20 protein-coding genes are annotated in these 20,756 nt (G+C 59.1%); 3 read left to right on the forward strand and 17 right to left on the reverse strand.

From position 1 onward, the window contains the following. The first annotated feature begins 37 nt into the window (after window positions 1-37). Window positions 38-904 (forward strand): A/G-specific adenine glycosylase, encoded by an 867-nt coding sequence (locus tag WG936_RS04410; protein ID WP_339565297.1) that lies wholly within the window; start codon window positions 38-40, stop codon window positions 902-904. Here the strand turns inward: WG936_RS04410 and WG936_RS04415 are convergent. From WG936_RS04415 to WG936_RS04425, 3 genes are all read right to left on the reverse strand, one after another. Beyond that, on the reverse strand, window positions 883-1,053 hold the full coding sequence (locus tag WG936_RS04415; protein ID WP_339565296.1) for a DUF4236 domain-containing protein: 171 nt from the start codon (window positions 1,051-1,053) through the stop codon (window positions 883-885). The genes WG936_RS04410 and WG936_RS04415 overlap by 22 nt on opposite strands. Before the next feature lie 204 nt (window positions 1,054-1,257). Then, window positions 1,258-3,867 (reverse strand): ATP-dependent Clp protease ATP-binding subunit, encoded by a 2,610-nt coding sequence (locus WG936_RS04420; RefSeq protein WP_339563968.1) that lies wholly within the window; start codon window positions 3,865-3,867, stop codon window positions 1,258-1,260. A gap of 168 nt (window positions 3,868-4,035) precedes the next feature. Beyond that, window positions 4,036-4,389, reverse strand: a complete 354-nt coding sequence (locus WG936_RS04425) for a hypothetical protein (RefSeq protein ID WP_339563969.1) — start codon at window positions 4,387-4,389, stop codon at window positions 4,036-4,038. A gap of 80 nt (window positions 4,390-4,469) precedes the next feature. Here WG936_RS04425 and WG936_RS04430 point away from each other — a divergent pair, with 80 nt between their 5' ends. Beyond that, window positions 4,470-5,102 (forward strand): Pr6Pr family membrane protein, encoded by a 633-nt coding sequence (locus WG936_RS04430; protein ID WP_339563970.1) that lies wholly within the window; start codon window positions 4,470-4,472, stop codon window positions 5,100-5,102. A gap of 87 nt (window positions 5,103-5,189) precedes the next feature. Here WG936_RS04430 and lysS read toward each other — a convergent pair whose 3' ends face one another. The 3 genes from lysS to WG936_RS04445 are packed head-to-tail and all read right to left on the reverse strand — an operon-like array spanning window position 5,190 to window position 8,424. Further along, window positions 5,190-6,761, reverse strand: a complete 1,572-nt coding sequence (gene lysS, locus WG936_RS04435; protein ID WP_339563971.1) for a lysine--tRNA ligase — start codon at window positions 6,759-6,761, stop codon at window positions 5,190-5,192. Between the two features lie 35 nt (window positions 6,762-6,796). After that, the gene (locus WG936_RS04440) at window positions 6,797-7,945 is read right to left on the reverse strand and encodes a globin domain-containing protein (RefSeq protein ID WP_339563972.1); all 1,149 of its coding nucleotides are present in this window, start codon (window positions 7,943-7,945) and stop codon (window positions 6,797-6,799) included. Between the two features lie 17 nt (window positions 7,946-7,962). Next, window positions 7,963-8,424, reverse strand: a complete 462-nt coding sequence (locus WG936_RS04445; protein WP_339563973.1) for an RrF2 family transcriptional regulator — start codon at window positions 8,422-8,424, stop codon at window positions 7,963-7,965. A 232-nt stretch (window positions 8,425-8,656) separates the two neighbouring features. Between WG936_RS04445 and WG936_RS04450 the strand changes: the two genes are divergently transcribed. Further along, window positions 8,657-10,726: a PhoX family protein gene (locus WG936_RS04450; protein WP_339572205.1), complete on the forward strand. Its 2,070-nt coding sequence runs from the start codon at window positions 8,657-8,659 to the stop codon at window positions 10,724-10,726. A gap of 209 nt (window positions 10,727-10,935) precedes the next feature. Here the strand turns inward: WG936_RS04450 and WG936_RS04455 are convergent, their stop codons facing one another. The 11 genes from WG936_RS04455 to dacB form a co-directional block, all read right to left on the reverse strand. Continuing rightward, window positions 10,936-11,457, reverse strand: a complete 522-nt coding sequence (locus WG936_RS04455; protein WP_339572206.1) for a hypothetical protein — start codon at window positions 11,455-11,457, stop codon at window positions 10,936-10,938. Then, window positions 11,457-12,491, reverse strand: a complete 1,035-nt coding sequence (locus WG936_RS04460; RefSeq protein WP_339572207.1) for a DUF6779 domain-containing protein — start codon at window positions 12,489-12,491, stop codon at window positions 11,457-11,459. Before WG936_RS04460 ends, WG936_RS04455 begins: the two co-directional genes overlap by 1 nt. Before the next feature lie 18 nt (window positions 12,492-12,509). Further along, on the reverse strand, window positions 12,510-12,974 hold the full coding sequence (locus WG936_RS04465; RefSeq protein ID WP_339563977.1) for a DUF3180 domain-containing protein: 465 nt from the start codon (window positions 12,972-12,974) through the stop codon (window positions 12,510-12,512). Beyond that, entirely contained in the window at window positions 12,974-13,474 is a 501-nt protein-coding gene (gene folK, locus WG936_RS04470) for a 2-amino-4-hydroxy-6-hydroxymethyldihydropteridine diphosphokinase (protein WP_339563978.1), read from the reverse strand. The genes WG936_RS04465 and folK overlap by 1 nt, the downstream gene beginning before the upstream one ends. A 2-nt stretch (window positions 13,475-13,476) precedes the next feature. After that, window positions 13,477-13,845: a dihydroneopterin aldolase gene (folB, locus tag WG936_RS04475; RefSeq protein ID WP_339572208.1), complete on the reverse strand. Its 369-nt coding sequence runs from the start codon at window positions 13,843-13,845 to the stop codon at window positions 13,477-13,479. A 1-nt stretch (window position 13,846) separates the two neighbouring features. Beyond that, a complete protein-coding gene (gene folP / locus WG936_RS04480; protein WP_339572209.1) occupies window positions 13,847-14,692 on the reverse strand; it encodes a dihydropteroate synthase in 846 nt (281 codons plus the stop codon). Beyond that, window positions 14,692-15,270: a GTP cyclohydrolase I FolE gene (gene folE, locus WG936_RS04485; protein ID WP_339563981.1), complete on the reverse strand. Its 579-nt coding sequence runs from the start codon at window positions 15,268-15,270 to the stop codon at window positions 14,692-14,694. Before folE ends, folP begins: the two co-directional genes overlap by 1 nt. Next, window positions 15,263-17,773, reverse strand: coding sequence for an ATP-dependent zinc metalloprotease FtsH (gene ftsH / locus WG936_RS04490; protein ID WP_339572210.1), 2,511 nt, complete (start codon window positions 17,771-17,773; stop codon window positions 15,263-15,265). Before ftsH ends, folE begins: the two co-directional genes overlap by 8 nt. Window positions 17,774-17,909: 136 nt before the next feature. Beyond that, the gene (hpt, locus tag WG936_RS04495) at window positions 17,910-18,494 is read right to left on the reverse strand and encodes a hypoxanthine phosphoribosyltransferase (protein ID WP_339563983.1); all 585 of its coding nucleotides are present in this window, start codon (window positions 18,492-18,494) and stop codon (window positions 17,910-17,912) included. 62 nt (window positions 18,495-18,556) lie between these two features. Continuing rightward, window positions 18,557-19,432: a tRNA lysidine(34) synthetase TilS gene (gene tilS / locus WG936_RS04500; RefSeq protein WP_339563984.1), complete on the reverse strand. Its 876-nt coding sequence runs from the start codon at window positions 19,430-19,432 to the stop codon at window positions 18,557-18,559. A gap of 41 nt (window positions 19,433-19,473) precedes the next feature. Further along, the gene (gene dacB, locus WG936_RS04505; protein ID WP_339563985.1) at window positions 19,474-20,733 is read right to left on the reverse strand and encodes a D-alanyl-D-alanine carboxypeptidase/D-alanyl-D-alanine endopeptidase; all 1,260 of its coding nucleotides are present in this window, start codon (window positions 20,731-20,733) and stop codon (window positions 19,474-19,476) included. Window positions 20,734-20,756 lie beyond the last annotated feature (23 nt).

The raw sequence follows: 20,756 nt of genomic DNA on the forward strand, positions 1-20,756 counted from the left end.
TGAGGAAAATTTTGAAAGTCCTTAGAGTGTTTAAATTATGTTGCAACACCGCTTAATTGCGTGGTTCCGGGCCAATGGTCGGGAAATCGTCTGGCGCAATCCACGTACCTCTGCCTGGGGAATTCTGCTTTCCGAGGTGATGAGTCAGCAAACTCCAGTGGCTCGCGTCGAGCCGATTTGGCAAGAGTGGATTTCCCGGTGGCCTACCCCCGCGGCTTTCGCACAGGCTACCCCTGCGGAGGTATTGCGCGGTTGGGGCAAGCTGGGCTACCCGCGGCGCGCGCTACGGCTACTCGAGTGCGCACAGGTGATCGTCGAAAAGCACCGTGGCGAAGTGCCCCAATCGGTACCTGAGCTGCTGGCGCTACCTGGCATCGGGGACTACACCGCCCGGGCGGTTGCGGCCTTCGCCTACGGTCAGTCCGTGCCCGTCGTCGACACAAATGTGCGTCGCGTGTACCGCCGGCTTATCGACGCCCAGTACCTCCCCGGCACTGCCCGGAAATCCGAACTCGCTGAGGTGGCTACACTCCTCCCAACAACGGATGCGCCCGAGTTTTCCGTGGCGCTCATGGAACTCGGCGCTCTGATATGCACTTCCACCCCGAAATGCGACATTTGTCCCGTGCGCGACCTCTGCGCTTGGCAGCAAGCCGGCTGCCCTGAGCCCTCCGCAGCAGAGCTGGCTAAAGCAAAGCGTCGCGTCCAAAAGTTCACTGGCACAGACCGCCAAGTGCGCGGGCTAATAATGGCAGTGCTGCGAGAAGCCGTCCTCCCAGTGCCGATGACGACTATCGACGTCGTATGGCCAGATGCCGACCAGCGCTCAAGGGCCTTATTCTCCCTCGTCGAAGACGGCCTTGCCGAGCAGGATGAGCAGGGTTATTTCCACCTACCGCGGTAAGTCATCCCACCAGGTAGTTTCACCCACACGCCACCGCGACTGTTCACGGTGACGGGGCCGATCTTGGTAGAAGCGGAGGCGCCGGAGCCGGAAACGTTAATCCAGCTGTTCTTACCGACCTTCTTCTTTTCGCGAAACAGAATTCCCATAGCTCCACAGTCTAACTGTTTCCCGCCCTTCGAATCCGCGGCAACTACTTCAAGAACTCGAAAAACCCAGGAAAGCGCTTCAGGAGTGCTACGTAATTCCTTGGGTTTTCGAGTTCTTGGATTCGAGAAGGCGCACACCAGGCACACACCAAGCACACAAAAAGGCCCGCAAGAACAATTCTTGCGGGCCTTAACGACGAAAAACTACTCAGTTGCAGCTTCTACGTCAGCAATTGCTTCGGCAGCTTCTGGAGAGATCTCGGAGAAGGTGCCTTCAGGAATCGGTTTCGGGTTGGAGGTAAACACGAACTTCGCGTCTTCACCCTTGGACTCGCCATCCCAGTTCTCAACTTCAACCTTGACGATTTCACCGGCACCAAACTCGCCGTAGAGAATCTTCTCGGACAACACATCCTCGATCTCACGCTGGATAGTACGACGCAGCGGACGCGCACCGAGTACCGGGTCAAAGCCACGCTTTGCCAGCAGCTTCTTGGCCTGGGGGCTGAGTTCGATGCCCATATCCTTGGCGAGCAGCGCAGTCTCAACTCGAGCGATCAGCAGATCCACCATTTGAACGATCTGCTCCTGATTGAGCTGGTGGAATACCACGATCTCATCGATTCGGTTCAAGAACTCAGGGCGGAAGTGCTTCTTCAGCTCATCGTTGACCTTGCCCTTCATGCGCTCGTACTGGCCGTCGTGGTCCATCTCCGAAACTCCGGAGAAGCCCATCCCCACGGCCTTGGAGATATCACCAGTGCCGAGGTTCGAGGTGAAGATCAGGACAGTGTTCTTGAAGTCCACTACCCGACCTTGGCCGTCGGTCAGACGGCCGTCTTCCAGGACCTGGAGCAAGGTGTTGTAGATCTCCTTGTGGGCCTTTTCAATTTCGTCGAAAAGCACTACGGAGAACGGCTTGCGGCGGACCTTCTCGGTCAGCTGACCGCCTTCTTCATAACCGACGTATCCCGGAGGAGCACCGAAGAGGCGCGACGCAGTGAAGCGGTCATGGAATTCGGACATGTCGATCTGGATGAGGGCGTCTTCCTCGCCGAAGAGGAATTCGGCGAGTGCCTTAGACAGCTCAGTCTTACCCACGCCAGACGGACCTGCGAAGATGAAGGAACCAGAAGGTCGCTTAGGATCCTTCAGGCCGGCACGAGTGCGTCGGATGGCGCGAGATACCGCCTTGACGGCATCCTCTTGGCCAATGATGCGCTTGTGCAGCTCGTCCTCCATGTGCAGCAGCCGAGAAGACTCTTCCTCTGTCAGCTTGAACACCGGGATGCCGGTCCATGAGCCCAGCACCTCAGCAATCTGCTCCTCGCCGACTTCTGCGATCTCCTCAAGATCACCGGAGCGCCACTGCTTTTCCTTCTCGGAGCGCTCCTCGCCCAGCTTGCGTTCCTTGTCACGCAACCCAGCGGCCTTTTCAAAGTCCTGGGCATCAATCGCGGCTTCTTTTTCACGTCGCACATCGGCGATACGCTCGTCGATCTCACGGAGGCCTTCTGGGGCGGTCATACGCTTGATGCGCATGCGCGCGCCAGCCTCGTCGATGAGATCGACTGCCTTATCTGGCAAGAACCGGTCATTGATGTAGCGGGAGGACAAATTAGCGGCGGCGGCGAGTGCGCCATCAGTGATGGAAACGCGGTGATGCGCTTCGTAGCGATCCCGGAGACCTTTAAGGATTTCAATAGTCATCTCGACGGACGGCTCCGGCACCTGGACTGGCTGGAAGCGGCGCTCAAGAGCTGCGTCCTTTTCGATGTGCTTCCGGTACTCATCCAGAGTGGTGGCGCCGATGGTCTGTAGTTCGCCACGGGCGAGCTTCGGCTTCAGCAGCGAAGCTGCATCGATTGCACCTTCCGCGGCACCAGCCCCCACCAAGGTGTGGATCTCGTCGATGAACAAAATGATGTCACCGCGCTGATTGATCTCCTTGAGCACCTTCTTCAAGCGCTCTTCGAAGTCACCACGGTAGCGGGAGCCTGCAACCAAGGAACCAAGGTCGAGCGAGTACAGCTGCTTATCCTTCAGTGTCTCCGGAACCTTGCCGTTGACAATGTCTAGCGCGAGGCCTTCGACGACAGCGGTCTTACCCACGCCTGGCTCACCGATCAAAACTGGGTTGTTCTTGGTGCGGCGAGACAGCACCTGCATGATGCGCTCGATTTCTTTCTCGCGCCCCACTACTGGGTCCAACTTGCCGTCGCGAGCTGCCTGAGTGAGGTTGCGCCCAAACTGATCCAAAACGAGGGAATTGGAACGATCCCCCGCACCGCCCTGTGGAGCAGTACGCCCACCGGGTGCTGCGCCGGCGCCTGCTAGGTTCGCGCCACTTTGATCATCAGGGCTTCCGCCCTCGCCCTCGTAACCGCTGAGCAGTTGAATTACCTGCTGGCGCACGCGTGGCAGGTCCGCGCCGAGCTTAACCAATACCTGGGCAGCAACTCCGTCGCCCTCGCGAATCAGGCCGAGCAGCAGGAACTCAGTACCGATGTACTTGTGCCCCATTTGTAGTCCCTCACGCAGGGATAGCTCCAGGACCTTCTTAGCTCGCGGTGTAAACGGGATGTGCCCGGTCGGCGGCGTGGTGCCATGACCGATGATCTCCTCTACCTCGCGACGTACGTCCTCGAGGTTGATGCCCATGGATTCCAGCGCCTTGGCGGCAACGCCTTCGCCTTCAGAAATCAGGCCGAGCAGGATGTGCTCCGTGCCGATGTAGTTGTGATTAAGCATGCGAGCTTCATCCTGGGCGAGGACAATGACGCGTCGGGCGCGATCCGTAAACCTCTCGAACATGACTCTCCTCAGTTTTGTTTGTTAATTGCACCTACTCTAACGCGATGATCGCGCAAGAATTTCCACTTTGTGCACGCCCCATGACTTATCGACATGAAAAACCGCCCCTACCTGCAAAAAAGACGCTGTACGCCATAAGCGAACAGCGCCATATCTGGGCGGAATGGCTTACATATACCAGCGAGGGAGCGTGTTGAGGGAGGGGTTCATTACCAGGCAACCCCAGGTAGCAACCATTTGCACTGGCTGGATTTCCGCACTGCCGGACACTTGCTGGACACACTGCCCAAGTGGCCCGAAAACCCCTGGATTCCCTGCTGCAATGGCATCTGGCACCGCCATGCCGAGGAATGATGCCTGCATTGTGCTCATGAGCGCTTGGTCCTGCAGGCGCTCAATAGGAGTTTTTGCTTGTTCCCGCGCAATTTCGGATGGGTGCCGCGGAACTTCGTATGCAGCGGCTGTAGGGGCGCCCGCAAGGAAGGCAAGCAGCGCGACAGCTAGGCCAATATGTTTCTTCATGAAAGTTAATACTATTTCAATAACGCGCCTCACGCTCAAAATCCGATTGGAAATATTGACCACCCGTAGGATCGACAACTATGAGAACTCTCGTCCGCCGCACCGGCACGCTCGCAGGACTATTGGGTGGCGTCGCTGTCGCCCTATCCGGGTATCAGGCAGCTACCACCACTTTCCAGACCTGGCCCGCCTTCAAAACCCCACAGCAAAAGCTGATTGCCCACTATTCCTATTTCACCTTGTGGTCGAACATCATCGGCACGGTTGTGAGCGCGCAGTACGCCGTCGGGAAGCGACCCACGCGGCTGGCATTCTTAAGAATCGACGCCGTGACAATGCTGGCGATAACCGGCGTGGTTTTCAATACCCTGCTTGCCAAGACAACGGTGGTGGAAGGCCTGGGAAAAATCACAAACCCGATAGTTCACACCATCATGCCGATTGCAGTTCCGTCACTCTGGCTCCTCGATCGGCCGAGCGCCCCGACTAAAGATGTCACTCCCAGCTCAGCTGCTTTCGCCTTCGCAATCCCGATCCTGTGGGCTGGATATACTTTCGGGCGTGGCGCCCAGACGGAGGGCTACTATCCCTATGATTTCCTCAATCCCACCATCCTGGGCTACCCCACCGCCGTGCGAAATGTGTGCGCAGTGGGGGCTGCAATAGGTGCACTGATCTGCGCCATGGCGGCCGCCGAGCACGCTGTGGCTTAAACCGCTTTTCGACGCCACTGAGGTTGCACACTCAGGAATGCCAACGAACACCTCCAGCCTTGGAGGCATTCGTTGCGGGCTGTTGTTTTAAGCCTCTGGCTTGACCATCGGGAACAGTACGGTCTCGCGGATGCCTAGGCCGGTGAGGGCCATGAGAAGGCGGTCAATACCCATGCCGTTGCCGGAGGTTGGTGGCATGCCTTGCTCCATGGCGCTGAGGAAGTCCTCGTCCAGCACCATTGCTTCATCATCGCCGCCGGCTGCGAGACGCGCCTGATCCTCAAAGCGCTCGCGCTGGATGACCGGGTCGACCAGCTCGGAGTAGCCGGTGGCCAGCTCGAAGCCGCGCACGTACAGGTCCCACTTCTCGGTGACACCCGGCTTGGTGCGGTGCTGACGGGTAAGTGGCGAGGTTTCCACTGGGAAATCCCGGACGAAGATCGGGCCGTGGAGCTGATCTTCGCAGAGCATCTCCCAGATTTCTTCCACGAGCTTTCCGTGTCCCCAGCCACCCTTGGCGGGCACATCCAGGCCGATAACCTTGGCAATCTCCTTCAATTCCGCGACAGTGGAGTCGATCGTGACCTCCGGCTGACCTGGGAACTTCCGCTGCAGAGCTTCGTTGAGGGAAGGGTACATCTCAATTTCCTGCCACTGGCCACCGAAGTCGTACTTGGTGCCGTCGGCAAGCGTGACCTCTAGGGTGCCAAACACTTCCATCGCCACAGACTGAATCAGGCGCTTGATCAGGTCAGCGCCGTCATCATAGGTGCCCCATGCTTGGTAGGTCTCCAGCATCGCGAATTCTGGGGAGTGCGAAGAATCGACGCCCTCATTACGGAAGTTGCGGTTCACCTCGAAGACACGCTCGATGCCGCCGACGACGCAACGCTTGAGGTAGAGCTCCGGCGCAATGCGCAGGTAGAGGTCGATATCCAAGGCGTTGGAGTGGGTCTGGAAGGGGCGGGCCGCAGCGCCGCCGTGCAGGGTCTGCAGCATCGGGGTTTCCACTTCCAGAAAGCCTTCGTTCTCCAGGAAGTGGCGCAGTGCGCGCATGACCTTGATGCGGGTCATGGCGTTCTCACGGGCAGCCTCGCGCATGATCAGGTCGGTGTAGCGGTGACGCACGCGCGAGTCTTCGGACATGTCGGCGAATGCCACCGGGAGTGGCCGCAGGGACTTAGCTGCCATGGCCCATTCGGTTGCCATGACGGAAAGTTCGCCGCGCTTGGAAGCGATAACCCGGCCACGCACGGAGACGAAGTCACCGAGGTCTACGTCTGACTTCCATGCTGCGAGACGCTCTTCCCCTACTTCTGCGAGAGAAAGCATCGCCTGGATTCGGGTGCCATCGCCTTCCTGAATGGATGCGAAGCAGAGCTTGCCGGTATTGCGGACGAAGATGACGCGGCCGGCGATGGCCACTTCATCGTTCGTCTCCTCGCCGACGTTGAGGTTCACCACGCCGTCGATAGGCGCAACGCCCTCGGTGAGGACGTTGTACTTAGCCCGCACATCCTTGATCGAGGTGGTGCGATCCACAACGACAGGATATGCGTCCGTACCTTCACTGAGCAGGCGCCGCCGCTTATCACGGCGAATCCGCAGCTGCTCCGGGAGGTCTTCGGCTTGGGCTTGGGTATTCTTCGCATCAGTCACGGTTATCTAGCGTAGTCCATGCCCAAGGACCTGTATTAACTGACGAGCCAGTCATTCGGCGAGAACAGCTCGAAATGCAGCGCCGCTGGCTGCTCCGGCAATGCCGCAATCTGATCGCGTACGTTTTGCAGGAAGCCACTGCCGCCGCATAGGTAGACATCCGCACCTGACGGAATGCGCCCTGCTACTTCGAGTCGCTGCCCCTCGGAACGGAAGAACTCATGGTGGTTCTGGGCCAGCTGCTGTGTCTGCGCGCGTTGGGCGTAGGTGTCAGCAGATTCGTCCGCGTGCAGCACCACGACCTCTCGGCCAGAATCCTGCAACGCGGCGAGCATCCCGACCATAGGAGTGGATCCAATCCCCTGTGAAATCAGCACCACGGGGTTGCTTCCTTCTTGGAGCACCAAGTCACCGGCAGGAAGGGTGATGTCAACTTCTTCGCCCATCGCTAGGTTCTGATGGAGGAAGGTGGAGACCTCGCCGTCCTGCTCGACTGCGATGACCCACCTTCCTTGCTCTGCACTGACTAGCGAGTACTGGCGAAGCTGGCGCGCGCCGTCTGGCAAACGCACACCAATGGAGGTGTACTGGCCAGGCAGCGCTTCACCCAAGTCCTCCGATTCGAAGGTGAACAGCGAAACGCTGTCCGTGAGCTGTTCTTTCGCCATCAGCCGGGCGCGGCGGAATACGTCACCGGGTTCGACCTGGGCGGAGGCGTAAAGGTCGTTTTCAAAGTCCACTAGGACATCTGTCATTAGCCAGTAGACGGCATCCCAGGCCGCTGCGACCTCCGGCGTGACTGCCTCGCCGAGAACTTCGACGATGGCTTCGAAAAGGTTATCGTGGACGATCTGGTATTGGTCTTTGGTAATTCCAAGGGAAACGTGCTTGTGGGCGATGCGGGAGAGCATCTCTACGGGATCCGGCGCATTGGGGTCCACGAGCATGGACGCGAATACTGCGATTGAGGCAGCCAAGGCTTTCTGTTGCTCGCCCTGCTGCTGGTTGCCGCGGTTAAAGGTGTCCTTGATCAATTCTGGGTGTTTGGCGAACATTTTGTTGTAGAACAGCGGCGTGATTTCGCCGATGTGAGCGCCCACAACAGGGAGCGTCTCCTTGATCGTTTCTTCATGCTCTGGGCTGAGTCTGCGGGTTTTAGTATCGGGCTGATGTGCCACGTGCATGATTTTGCCTTTGCGTGCTAGGTGGGTGAAGGCATCCCCAAGGCGACGGCAGTTTTAACCTGAGTATCGCGCAAGAGTTCCGCCACGGTGAAATCATCCAAAGAAGCGAAAAAAGCTTCTTGAGCTGCGGCAAGACGGTGGCGCAAGAGACAATCCCTTGCAGCGTAGGGGCAGGCAGGCTCCTTGCAGTTGATCACTTCGCCTCTACCTTCAAGCTGACGCAGGACAGCTCCAACACTCAGAGCTTCTGCCTCTTCTTGCAGGTAGACGCCACCTGCTCTACCCCGAACACTTCGCACGACGCCCAGCTCTGCCAGCTTTGCGACGACGCGAGCCACATGCGCCTCGGATGCATTGATGTCGACGGCGAGATTGGCCACGGTGCTACGACGATCCACTGGAGTTACCAGACCGCGGGAGTAGTCGCCGAGCTGCATCAGAAGCCGCAGACCGAGATCCGAAAAGCGTGTCAAGCGCATGAATGACATCCTAGCTTAAATATGAGTCTGGAATACATCTTTAATTCCAACTGTCCGTCTTGATCCTACTAGTGCGACGATCCACGCTAGCCTTCACTAAGAATTCACCACGACGTAACTTTCATTCCCCTCTGCGGCAAGAAGCACAGTTTACGGTTCCACACGTACCGCCCATCGCTTCATTGGCGCAGCCCTGCCCTGAAGTGCTTACAACAGAACATGGAGGCCCCAAGTGGGACTTAAGGGATTGAACCTTTTCACCTCAAGCCGCAGCTCGCTTACCTGTACCTACAAGTGTGGCAACGCCTGCTTCGGTGAGTGTGCCAACGACTCCGGCAACGAATACTTCGGAGACATCACCCGCCGCTCCGCATTGAAGGCTGGCGCAGTCACCGTACTCGCGGTTGGTGGTGCATCCGCACTTGCGGCCTGCTCCCCTTCCGAGCAAAAGGACTCCGGTTCCACAGGATCTTCCGACACCTCTTCCGCAAAGAAGACCCCAGTCAAGTCCAGCGAAGGCATGCAATTCACGCCAGTGGAGCCAAACACTGAGACCGAGGTCAAGATTCCTGAGGGCTACGAACAGTCTGTGTTGATCGCGTGGGGCGATCCTGTCATCGAGGGTGCACCGGAGTTTGACGTCGAAAAGCAGACCCCTGCCGACGCCGAGAAGCAGTTCGGGTTCAACAATGACTTCGCCGGCCTCCTCGAACACCCTTCAGACAGCAAGCGGATGGTCTACGTGTGCTCTCACGAGTACAGCACCGAACCAAACATGTTCAAGGGCTACGACGAAGAAAATCCAACCGAGGACCAATTCAAGATCGGCCTGGCAGCTCACGGGCACACCATCCTGGAGGTTTCCAAGGTCGAGGGTACCGGTGAGCTGAAGCGCGAATTCGGCCCATTGAACCGTCGCATCACGGGCACCACTCCATTCAAGTTCACCGGACCTGCTGCCGGTTCTGATCTGCTGAAGACCGAAAAGGATCCCGAAGGCAAGACCGTCCTGGGCACCCTGAATAACTGCTCTGGTGGCATCACCCCATGGGGCACCATGCTCTCGGGCGAAGAAAACATTGATCAGTACTTCGGCAACGCCGACAAGCTTTCTGACGACGACGCCAAGAAGAAGCTCAAGCGCTACGACATCAAGGGAGAGGCGACCGACCGCAAGTGGGAGCGCTTTGATGACCGCTTCGATGTCTCCAAGACCCCGAATGAGCCAAACCGTTTCGGCTGGCTCGTCGAAATCGACCCGATGGACCCCAAGTCCACGCCAGTCAAGCACACCGCTGTCGGCCGCTTCAAGCACGAGGCTGGCAACATCCACATCGCCAAGAATGGTGCAGTAGTCTGCTACTCCGGCGATGACGGACGCAACGAGTACCTGTACAAATTCATCTCCACGCGCAAGTTCAAGGAGGGTGACCTCGAGAACAACATGAAGATTCTCGACGAAGGCACCTTGTACGTTGCACAGTTCGAGGGTAACTCTCCGAAGGACGAGTTCGATGGCTCCGGCAATCTGCCGAAGGACGGCGCTTTCGACGGCAAGGGCAAGTGGGTCAAGCTACTGACGGCCAAGGAAGATGGGTCCGCCGAGTCCCACGTCGAGGGCATGTCGGTCGAGGAAGTTGCCGTTTACACCCGTCAGGCAGCTGACAAAGTAAAAGCGACGGCGATGGACCGCCCTGAAGACGTTGAAGTTTCCCCCAAGACCGGCCTGATCTACATCGCGCTGACGAACAACAAGTACCGCGGCGCAGCCGAAGAGGGCAAGAACTACCCAGAGGTTGCCGAGTGGGCACCAGTGAAAGAAAACAAGAACGGCCTGGTCATGGAAATGGATGATGACCACGCCGGCGAATCCTTCACCTGGAACCTGCTGTTGGTTTGTGGCGACCCAGAAGAGGCTTACACCTATTTCGGTGGCTTCGACAAGAAGAAGGTCTCCCCAATTTCCTGCCCCGATAACGTAGCCTTTGACTCTCACGGCAACCTGTGGGTCTCCACCGATGGCAACGCACTCAAGTCCAACGATGGCCTTTACGCAGTGGCTGTCGATGGCGACAACCGCGGCGAGCTGAAGTGCTTCCTGACCGTTCCTAAGGGCGCCGAGACCTGTGGCCCTATCGTCAGCGACGAGCGCGTGATGGTAAACGTGCAGCACCCGGGCGAAGGCGACGACGCTTCCGCAGACAAGCCAGTCATCCACTGGCCAGACGGTGGCGACGCAGTTCCGCGTCCAGCCGTGGTTGTGGTTTGGCCTAAGAAGGGCAAGGTTGGCGTAGAAGCCTAAGCTGTCGATTAACCCGACGCCTCAAGCCCAGTGGAATTCCACTGGGCTTTTGCGTTGTCGCTGACGGAACCACCTGCTACGCTGCCGACGCCGCGCGTTTAGCTGGGTACGTCCAGAAGTGGCTGCAGTCGGCTACGTGTAATGCACAACCGGAAGTCTCGACCCCACTACGGTGGGCCTAGCACTGCTTGCTGTGGCGCTAGTTGCCGCTAACCCATCATCGCAACGATGACGGAACTGACTTCTTCAGACTCCGCCATGGCCAGCGCTTCCCGCTGCAGCTGCGCTGCTTCGGCGATCTTGCGCTGGGCCTCCGGCAGCACCGCACGCTCCGCGTCCGGCACTCGGATAGAATACCCGCCCATTTCGGAAACCAGCAGTTCCGCGATGGTTCGGCTCAGTTCGTCCTCCGACGTAGAAACGACGAAGGCCCCTGAGTCGAGCGGATGCATCGCGATAGCCACGGAGCCTAGCTCAGCGAGAACGTCGCTTCCCGCGCCGAGCGCGGAATGCAGCACGATATGTTTGCACGTCATCGTTTGCTCCAGCCGCGAAATCACGTCGGGCAGGAGCTCGGACTCCAAGGCCAGCAGCACAGCGCTGTAGTCGCCGAGATCAGACCAAGGAACATCGTGGGTGCAGGTGTGTCCGGCGTCGACAAGCCGGCTCGCGAGGGCGCGCCCCGCGGAGGACGTGCCGACCACCGCGATGTTGAGCCGCGGCGCACCCACTACTTGTTCTTCTTCAAGTTGGCCAACAGGTCCGCAACCGAGATCGCGTCGGCGCGCTCATCGCGGCGACGGCGTCCATGCGCCTCAGCTTCCGTCTCGGAGTTCTTCGCGGGAGCATCCAACTTCACGGCGGCGAAGGAGCCGGTATCAAACCGACGTGCGCCTGAATCTGCTGCATCCTTCAGAGAAGTTTGCTCCTCCTTAGGCTCCTGCCTTGGCATCTGCTCTAAGTTGATCACTTCAGTAGCCGGCTCCGCCTCTGGGCGAGTATCCCACTTAGCCACCCATTGGGACACCCAATCAGCACCCGGATCTTCGCGCTGGTCTTCCTCAACTTCGGCTGCTGGTTTACTTGCGGTCGGCGTGGCAGGTGCAGTGCTTCGGGAGTCCGCCGGCTCTGCGACCTGCTCGGAAGTTTCCGCAGTCCACCTGTGCGAATCCATCGCCGAGGCCGGAGCGCCTGCATAAGAACGCTGATCTTCGGTTTCTTGCTGTGGCAGCGAAACTGCTTCTGTCTCCGCCGTGATCGGATGCGAATCTTGCTGCTTGGCTTTCATCTTTTCGGCCGCAGCTTCAATTTCTCGGATTCGGCTGGCCTCGGCGGTGAGGGTTGCCGGCTCATAGCCGAGGTCGCGCCCAGATAGATCCTCTAGCTGCTGTCGGATCTCCACTAACTGATCACGAATGTCCTGCAGGAGCTGAGTATCTTGGGCAGATGCTGCGACAGCTTTCTCTTCTGCCAGCTCAACCTGACTGTTTTTGACTTGGTTTTCGAACTGGTAGCGCTGTTCCTCACTACGGGCCCGTTCCTCGGCTGCGATGCGCCGATACTTGGACACCATGAACAGGCCAATGAACGCGGCCCACAATGCTGCGAGGACTGCGACCTTCATCGCCGCATCGCTATTGGAAAAGAGCATCACAACACTGGCGATGACGGCGAGTACCACGAGCACAACCAGCATGATCTGACCACGATCAATGCCAGCCTCGGGGTTTTCTACATCAAAATCCTGGTTATCCGCTGCGCTCATGTTTAACCAATCTACCTGCTAGGCGTACTCTCCGTCGGTAGGCGGTGGGGTCTCGCAGTTTCTTTCTAGGTATAGTCCTGAAAAACACAGCGCGATGCCGCCAAGTGTCGAAGCGATCACTCCCGGCGCATCTTCCGCAGCAGCCGAAAGGTCTGCAATCCGGGGAAGGACATACAACGCCATCCCGAAGTAGGCCCCACCGACCAAACTTCCCGTCCACGCGGAGGCTTTGCCAATGATCAGGAACTGGGCAGCCTGCAGTGGGCTGAGCTGAGAAGAATCCATCCCAATCCGGCCGCTTTCCTTCCGATCCTTAATACGCCAGGCCAAGATCAGGCACACCAAGGCCATGATCCACAGCGTCAGGGAAGCGCTGAGCGAGGTGCTCACCATGTTGCCGTAGAAAGCCCAGGTCAATATCAGTGCAGCACAGGCTACAAAAGCCCCAGCGAGCGCGAGTAGCGGAATGTTAGTGCGTTTCACTATGCAATCGCCTCGAAGCTCGAAACCTTACGTACCTGGGCAATGTTGTCCTCGCTGATCACACCTAGGCTGCTCCGGAGCGAAGCCCCCAGCATCCGCGCGTTTGGTTCTACCTCGAGCCACGGCACGAGGACGAAGGCGCGCTCTCGTGCCCACGGATGCGGCAAGGTCAGCACGGGATCTTCGGATACGACCTCGATGCCGTCGACAAGGCACTGCACGATGTCAACGTCCAGGGTGCGCGGCCCCCAGCGCACTTCACGACGACGATCCCCAGCCGCCTCGACCTCGTGGGCAGCCTGCAGCAGCTGCATCGGGCTGCGCTCGGTTTCAATGATGAGGATGGCGTTAAGGAATTCGTCCTGGTCTTCAACTCCCCACGGAGGGGTGGCGTAGACGCTGGACGCTGCGAGGAGCTCGGGGGCGAAATAGTCGTAGGCCGACCGCAGCAGTGCGAATCGATCCGCCATGTTGGATCCGATCGATAGTACTGCGCGCATTGCTACCTCCTGCGGGATCTTCTGGCTACTACCGCCACGTCGCCGAACGGAAACGGGATCGGAGCAGCTGGCTTGTGGATGGTAATTTCCACTGCATGCAAGGAATCGTAACGAGTCATCACGGCATCCGCGATCTCGGCAGCCACCGTTTCAATGAGGTCCCGGCTCGGACCAGTGATAATGCGGTGTATTAACTCCGCTATTTCCGCATAGTTCACAGTCTGCGTCAGGTCGTCGGAGGCAGCAGCGGCAGCAAAATCTAGCCAACACGTAGCGTCTACGAAGAACTTCTGTCCGGACTCTTTCTCGGCAGCTAAGACGCCGTGGTAGCCGAAGCACTCCACGGCTTTAAGCTCAATGCGGTCTGCCACTTTAGCCTCCTACATTCCAGCGCGCTGCCACGTCCACCGCATCGCGGGATACCCCGACTTCGTGGACACGCACGCACCACGCTCCCAGTTGAGCGGATATGGCGGTCACTGCGGCCGTCGCAGAGTCGGCGGCCACCGGTGACTCGGGTTCCAGCCCACGGTCTCGACGCACTTGGGCCAGGAAGCGCTTGCGGGAAGCTCCAACCAGGATTGGGAATTCGCCGGCGATGAAGTCTGGTAGGGCTTTGAGTAACGCCCAGTTGTCTGCCGCAGACTTGGCAAAGCCAAGGCCGGGGTCCAGCGTAATTTGATCGCGTTGTACGCCGGCTGCCAGCGCATTGGAGACCAATAGGTCAAAGACATCGCGCACATCTTGCACCACATCACCAGAAGAGTGCGCAGTGCCAGCGGCATCGCCAAACTGCACGGTCTTCCAGTGCATCAGACACACCGGGAGGTCTGTATCCGCCATGACGGAGTACATGCGGGGATCAGCGAGGCCACCGGAGACGTCGTTAAGCAGGCTGACTCCTGCTGCTGCGGCGGCCTCGGCGACGCTGGCCCGCATGGTGTCTACAGAGGTTCGGATCCCATCCTCCGCCAGCGCACGAATCACCGGAACCACCCGGTCGCGTTCCAGATCTGGTGCCACTCGAACTGCGCCGGGGCGCGTGGACTCACCACCGACATCGACGATGTCCGCACCAGCGGCGATCAGCTCGTGGGCGTGCGCGATTGCCTTATCGACGTCCACGTATCGACCGCCGTCAGAGAAGGAATCCTCGGTAACGTTCACAATGCCCATGACTGCGCAGCGGCCCGGGATCGTCAAATCAGCGACGCGCATCAGGCTCCCCTAATGAGGCTCAACACCTCAGCACGCGAGGCAGCATTTTTCTGGAAACCGCCACGCACCGCAGAAGTAGTGGTGGTGGCACCTGGTTTGCGGATTCCACGCATCGCCATGCAGAGGTGCTCACATTCGATGACCACGATGACCGCGTGCGCGTCGAGTTTGTCCATCAACGCATCTGCGATCTGAGAGGTTAGCCGTTCCTGAACCTGTGGTCGCTTGGCATAGAGATCAGCCAAGCGAGCGAGCTTAGAAAGGCCAGTGACCTTGCCGGTGTGCCCGGGAATGTATCCAATATGTGCAGTGCCAAAGAACGGCACCAAGTGATGCTCACAGGTGGAGTAGATCGGAATATCACGCACCAAAACCAGTTCGCGGTGATCTTCCGAGAACGTTTTTGCCAGCACCTCAGTTGGATCAACGTGCAGACCAGCGAAGACTTCTGCGTAGGCGCGAGCCACCCGGGCCGGAGTCTCCTGCAGGCCTTCTCGGTCTGGGTTTTCACCCACGGCAATCAGCAGCTCCCGAACCGCGGCTTCTGCCCGCGCCTGATCAAAATCCGGGTTAGTCATCCTTACGCTCCTGGTTTTCCGGCTGCTCATTTTCCGGCAACCGGAACCCGATTTCCTCCGTCGGCGCATCGCTAGGACGCGGGTGCGTTGAGCTGTGCTTCTCTGGAACGTCGCTGGCATAGTTGTGCATGCCCGGATGCTCACCTTTCGCCTCACCTTGTGGGCGCGCTTCGGATTGGGGTTCCGGAGTGGCTGCATGATCTGCGTCTGGATCTGCCGGGGCAGCAGGTTGTGCATCCTTGGCAGGCGTCGGAGCTGGCGCTACTGGAGGTGCCGAAGGGGATTGCGGAGCTGCATAAGGATTGTTGGCAGCATCTCGCGGTGGCCAGCCCGGCGCGGACCAGCTAGCAGGAGGTGGCGTGCCGCCATACGTCGGGGTGCCACCTTCTGGCGCAGCGTGCCGCCCGGCGTCCTCGGCAGAGCCTGGCTGAGCCGCAGGCTGGCCCGGCAGTCCTGGCTGCCCAATTGGGATCGCCATACCTTGCTGCTGTTGTTGCAGTTCCTGCTGGCGCTTTGCTCGTGCGGCCCGGGAGGCCTCGAGAATGGAGAAGCGCTTCGGCGGCTCTTCCCCACGTTCAATAGCCAACTCCACTGGGGTTTTCACGGGTTCGAAACCAACCTGTGCGGGGAAGTTTGCAGTTTCACCGGGGAATACCTCCAGGGCATCACGTGGTTCGAGGCCTGCGAAAATCACCTCAAGATCAGGGCGGCGAAGGGTCTCTTTCTCGAGTAGCTTTTCCGCCAACGTGTCTAGGAAGTGTCGGTTTTCACGCAGGATGTCATAGGCAACCTGGTGCGCTTTATTCACCAGGTAACGAGTCTGCTCGTCGATGGTCGCTTGCACGGACTGCGAAGGATCGAAGGTACCCCCTCCCCCACGGCCGGCAAACGGGTCGCCTTGCTCTTGGCCGTACTTGACGGTGCCGATCTCTGGACTCATGCCGTATTCGGTGATCATCGAGCGGGCGATGCGCGTGGCTTGCTCGATGTCGTTGGAAGCGCCAGTAGTAGGTGCGCCAAACACGAGTTCCTCCGCTGACCGGCCGCCCATGGCGAACACGATGCGTGCGAACAGTTCATCGCGGGTATACATGCCCTTGTCGTCCTCTTGGGCGGTCATGGCGAAGCCGCCAGTCTTACCGCGGGCCAAGATGGTGACCTTGTAGATGGGCTCGATATTCTTCAAACCCCACGCAGCGATGGTGTGGCCACCTTCATGGTAGGCCGTGACCTTCTTCTCATGCTCGGAGATGACCTTGGACGAGCGTCGTGGCCCGCCTATGACACGGTCTGTGGCTTCTTCCAGGGCGTCGGCAGTGATGACATTTCCACCGACTCGGGCGGTGAGCAGTGCGGCCTCGTTAAGAACGTTCGCCAGGTCGGCACCGGACATGCCGGCGGTGCGCTTGGCGAGGGCGGTGATGTCCACGTCTTTAGCGAATGGCTTGCCCTTGGCGTGAACCTTGAGGATCTCCTCACGGCCTTTGAAGTCAGGGTTGGTGACGGGGATTTGACGGTCAAAGCGTCCCGGACGCAATAGCGCTGGATCGAGGATATCTGGGCGGTTGGTAGCGGCCATGAGGATCACTCCCTGGCGATCCCCGAAGCCGTCCATTTCCACCAGGAGTTGGTTGAGCGTCTGCTCGCGTTCATCGTGTCCGCCGCCCATGCCGGCGCCACGTTGCCTGCCGACGGCATCGATTTCGTCTACGAAGATGATGCATGGACTGTTTTCCTTGGCTTGCTTAAACAAGTCACGGACGCGCGAGGCGCCCACGCCGACGAACATCTCAACGAAGTCCGAGCCTGAAATCGAGTAGAACGGAACTCCGGCTTCGCCTGCTACCGCGCGGGCAAGCAGCGTCTTACCTGTGCCGGGAGGGCCGTAGAGCAGCACACCGCGGGGAATTTTCGCCCCGAGGGCCTCGTAGCGAGCTGGATCCTGGAGGAAGTCCTTGATCTCCTGGAGCTCGTCCACGGCTTCGTCTGCGCCGGCGACATCGGCAAAAGTGTTGGTTGGCATGTCCTTGGTCAGTTCCTTGGCTCGGGAGCCGCCGAAACCAAACATTCCCATGCCGCCGCCTTGCATGCGGGACATCATGAACATGAGCAGACCGAAGATGATCAGCATCGGGAGAATGAGTTGAATCATCGAGCCGAGGAAGGAGTCTTGTGTGACCTTAGTGTTGTACTTCTCAGCGTCGGCGGCCTGCACCTTCTCAAAAATCGCCGGTGCTGTCCGGGCGGGGTAATCGGAGACTACTTGGGTGATTCCCTCGCGCTCCTCCACCTTGATTGGCTCCTTGAGGTCGAGCCGGATGCGCTGTTCACGGTCATCGATGCGAGCTTCCTTGATGTTCTTCGCGTCCAGCTGCGCAATGGCGATCGAGGTTTCCACCTTTTGGTAGCCCCGGGTATCGCTAGTCAGCAGCGTGATGCTGAACATGATCATCAGCACGATCGCGGCAATTCCGCCGTATCGAATCAGTCTCTTGTTGTCCATAGATGCCGCCGGACTCGGTCACTGGACGCGCCAGCCCGGCCGGAACCTTTCTCGAAAGTTATGCGGGTAGTGCAGTGTCAGGAGTATTAACGAGCGACCACGGGTTGGTGTTCCCGTGGCCGTCGAAAAGCTTGAGTTAGTTGGAGTACACCCGGGGATGCAGCGTGCCGACGAAAGGCAGGTCACGGTAGCGCTCGGCGTAGTCCAAACCGTATCCAATAACGAATTCGTTCGGGATTTCAAAGCCCACGTCGAGCAGATCTACCTTGGCCTTGACTGCTTCCGGCTTACGGAGCAGGGAGACCACCTCAAGGGTCTTCGGGTTACGATTCTTCAGGTTCTTGATCAGCCAAGACAGTGTCAGCCCCGAGTCGATGATGTCCTCAACGATGATGACATCGCGCCCTTCAACATCGCGATCCAGATCCTTCAGAATCCGCACCACACCAGAAGAACTCGTGGCGTTGCCGTAGGAGGAGACGGCCATGAACTCCAGTTGGCTTGGTACACGCAATGCGCGGGCGAAATCCGTAATGAAGAATGCGGCGCCCTTCAGCACACAGATCAGGATGAGATCATCCTCAGCATCCTGGTAAATGTCCGATACCTTATCCGCCAGCTCTTGGATGCGGGCGTGCAGGGTGGATTCGTCGATGAGAACTGCTTCGACATCCTCCCCATAGCGGTTGGCCGGAACGTTGAAGTCCTTCTTATCGTGCATGTGCGAGGTGCCCCTTGATAGCGAGAAACAAACGATTACAGCCAGCTTGCCACTTTTTGCCCCTAGGCACCAAGATTCCGGCCTAATTGCCTCCCGGAACGGCCTAACCAGACCCGTTGTCCCTTGTTCGCGCCGATGGCGACTGGCCCCTGCCCGTGCCACTGCGTCAGCAATCGCTCCACCTGTTGCACCACAGCAGAGCTAACGACACCACCCTCCTGGCGGATCAGCGCCGCCAGGGCAGCCTGGCGCTGTGCAGGGTGCATGTGCAACAGCTTGTCGACGTCCGACTCCGCGGGCACCTCAGCAAAATATGATGCTTGCTGCGCCGCCCTCGTAGCTGCCTGCGCCAGCGGCGCTACCGCGTCTCCGCCGATCAGTTCACCAAGATCTGGAATGGTCTTTTTCCGGATGGCTACCCGACGGAACCCCAGGTCATCGTTATGTGGGTCTTGCCAGGGCTGCACCCCCAGTTCTGCGCAGCAAGCGAGAGTATCCGCACGCCTCACGCTCAGCAGCGGACGAAGAAGCGGGACTCCGTGCATGCTCGATTCCGGCAGCATTCCGGCAGGATTGCCTCGCAGCGCGGCGAGCAGATAGGTTTCCGCTTGGTCATCCATGGTGTGCGCTACCCAGACTGGCTGGCGCGACTTGGTCAGGGCTTGATAGCGGATCTCGCGGGCCGCCGCTTCCATTCCTTCTCCACCTGGTACGTCCACCGCGATGACCTCAGCGGTGGCGCCCCAACTGCGTGCGATGCGCGCCGCCATAGCGGCTACCGCGTCGGAACCTGCCTGCAGCCCGTGGTCAACACACACTGCGTGGACTTGTTGCCCTTCTACTAGAGCGGCTGCCAACAGCCCCAATGAATCCGCGCCACCGGACAGTCCCAACACACACTGTTCTGGGCGGACGAAGGGGCGCACGGCCGTGCGCAATCTCAGGAAAGCTGGACTGTGTTTCGGGTAGTCAGGGGCCATCAGCGCAGCTCGGAGACAAACTCGTCAAGCGCTTCTCGGGAGGTAGTGATGTCTACGTCATTACAGATCAGCGCGAAGGTAAAGGTGTTGCCCTCGGCGGACGTGACCAGCCCTGCCAAGGCTGAAGTACCGGTCAACGTGCCTGTTTTTGCGCGAACCCAGCCACGTCCTGCCAAGTCGAGATAGCGGTTGGCCAGCGTGCCGTTTGCAGAAGCGATGGGCAAAGTGTCGAGCAGGGGACGCAATCTCACGTCAGAAGTCGCACGGAAAAGGACATCGTCAAGTAGCCGGGCGGTGTTGACGTTATTCTCGGAGAGCCCTGAGTTGTCCTTGAGGTCTAGTCCAGTGAGGTCAAAGCCGGCTTCTTGGAGCACTTCGCGTGTGGCTTGCACAGAGGCAGCGACCGTGTTGCCCGTTCCGCGTTTGAGCGCGACTTCCCTGCCGACGGCCTCGGCCATTACATTGTCGGACTCTTCCATCATTTCTTCTAGTCGCTGCCACAGTGGCTCAGACTGCGTACTAGCGATGACGGATGCCCCCTCCGGTGCCTTTCCGAGCCCCGCGTTGGCACCGAGGCGATCAGCCAAGGCCTTGGCAACATCCGCGGCGGGCGTCGTAGAGCGCGGCACATCTCCTGAGGTGGCACCGATGCGCGCACCATAGAGCATCACGGGCTCCATCGGCGCGATGTAGCCGGAAGCGATATTCTCTCGCCCCCAGCTGTTGAGGAAAGTATCGGAGGACCACAGCGAGGTGTCCACGAGGACTCGGTCCGCGCTGCCAATCTGGGAGGCGAGCTGATCCAGTTGCTCGTTGGTCAGCATGACGTCGCCCGCGCCTTTGATGACCACGGTGCCAGGTTCAGCCTGCACTACCTGCGTTTCGATTCTGTCATTGCGGTCCAGGGTTAACAGCGCAGCCGCGGCAGTAAGGATTTTGGTCGTCGACGCTGGCCGCGCACCGCTGGTGGCATTCTGTTCCCAGACCACCTGCCCGGTTTTGGTATCTTTGACTACGCCGCTGAGTTTTCCTAGGCGCGGATCAGTTGCGTGCTCCGCCAATCTCGCGCGCAGTTCTTCTGTATCAATTTCGCCACCACTTTGCGAAGCAATGTGGCCGGTTGGCGCAGCTAGGGTCGGCGCTGGATCATGGTCGTAGGTTTCAAAAGCGTCGGTTTGTAGCGCAGCCGTCGTCGCTACGCCACCGACGGCGATAGCGGTGACAACAACAGCACTGATCCACCCGACCTTTTTAAACACCCCACTAGGTTAGCCCTTAGGCT

The organism is Corynebacterium sp. H127 (genome assembly GCF_037482665.1).
Classification (GTDB): Bacteria; Actinomycetota; Actinomycetes; order Mycobacteriales; family Mycobacteriaceae; genus Corynebacterium.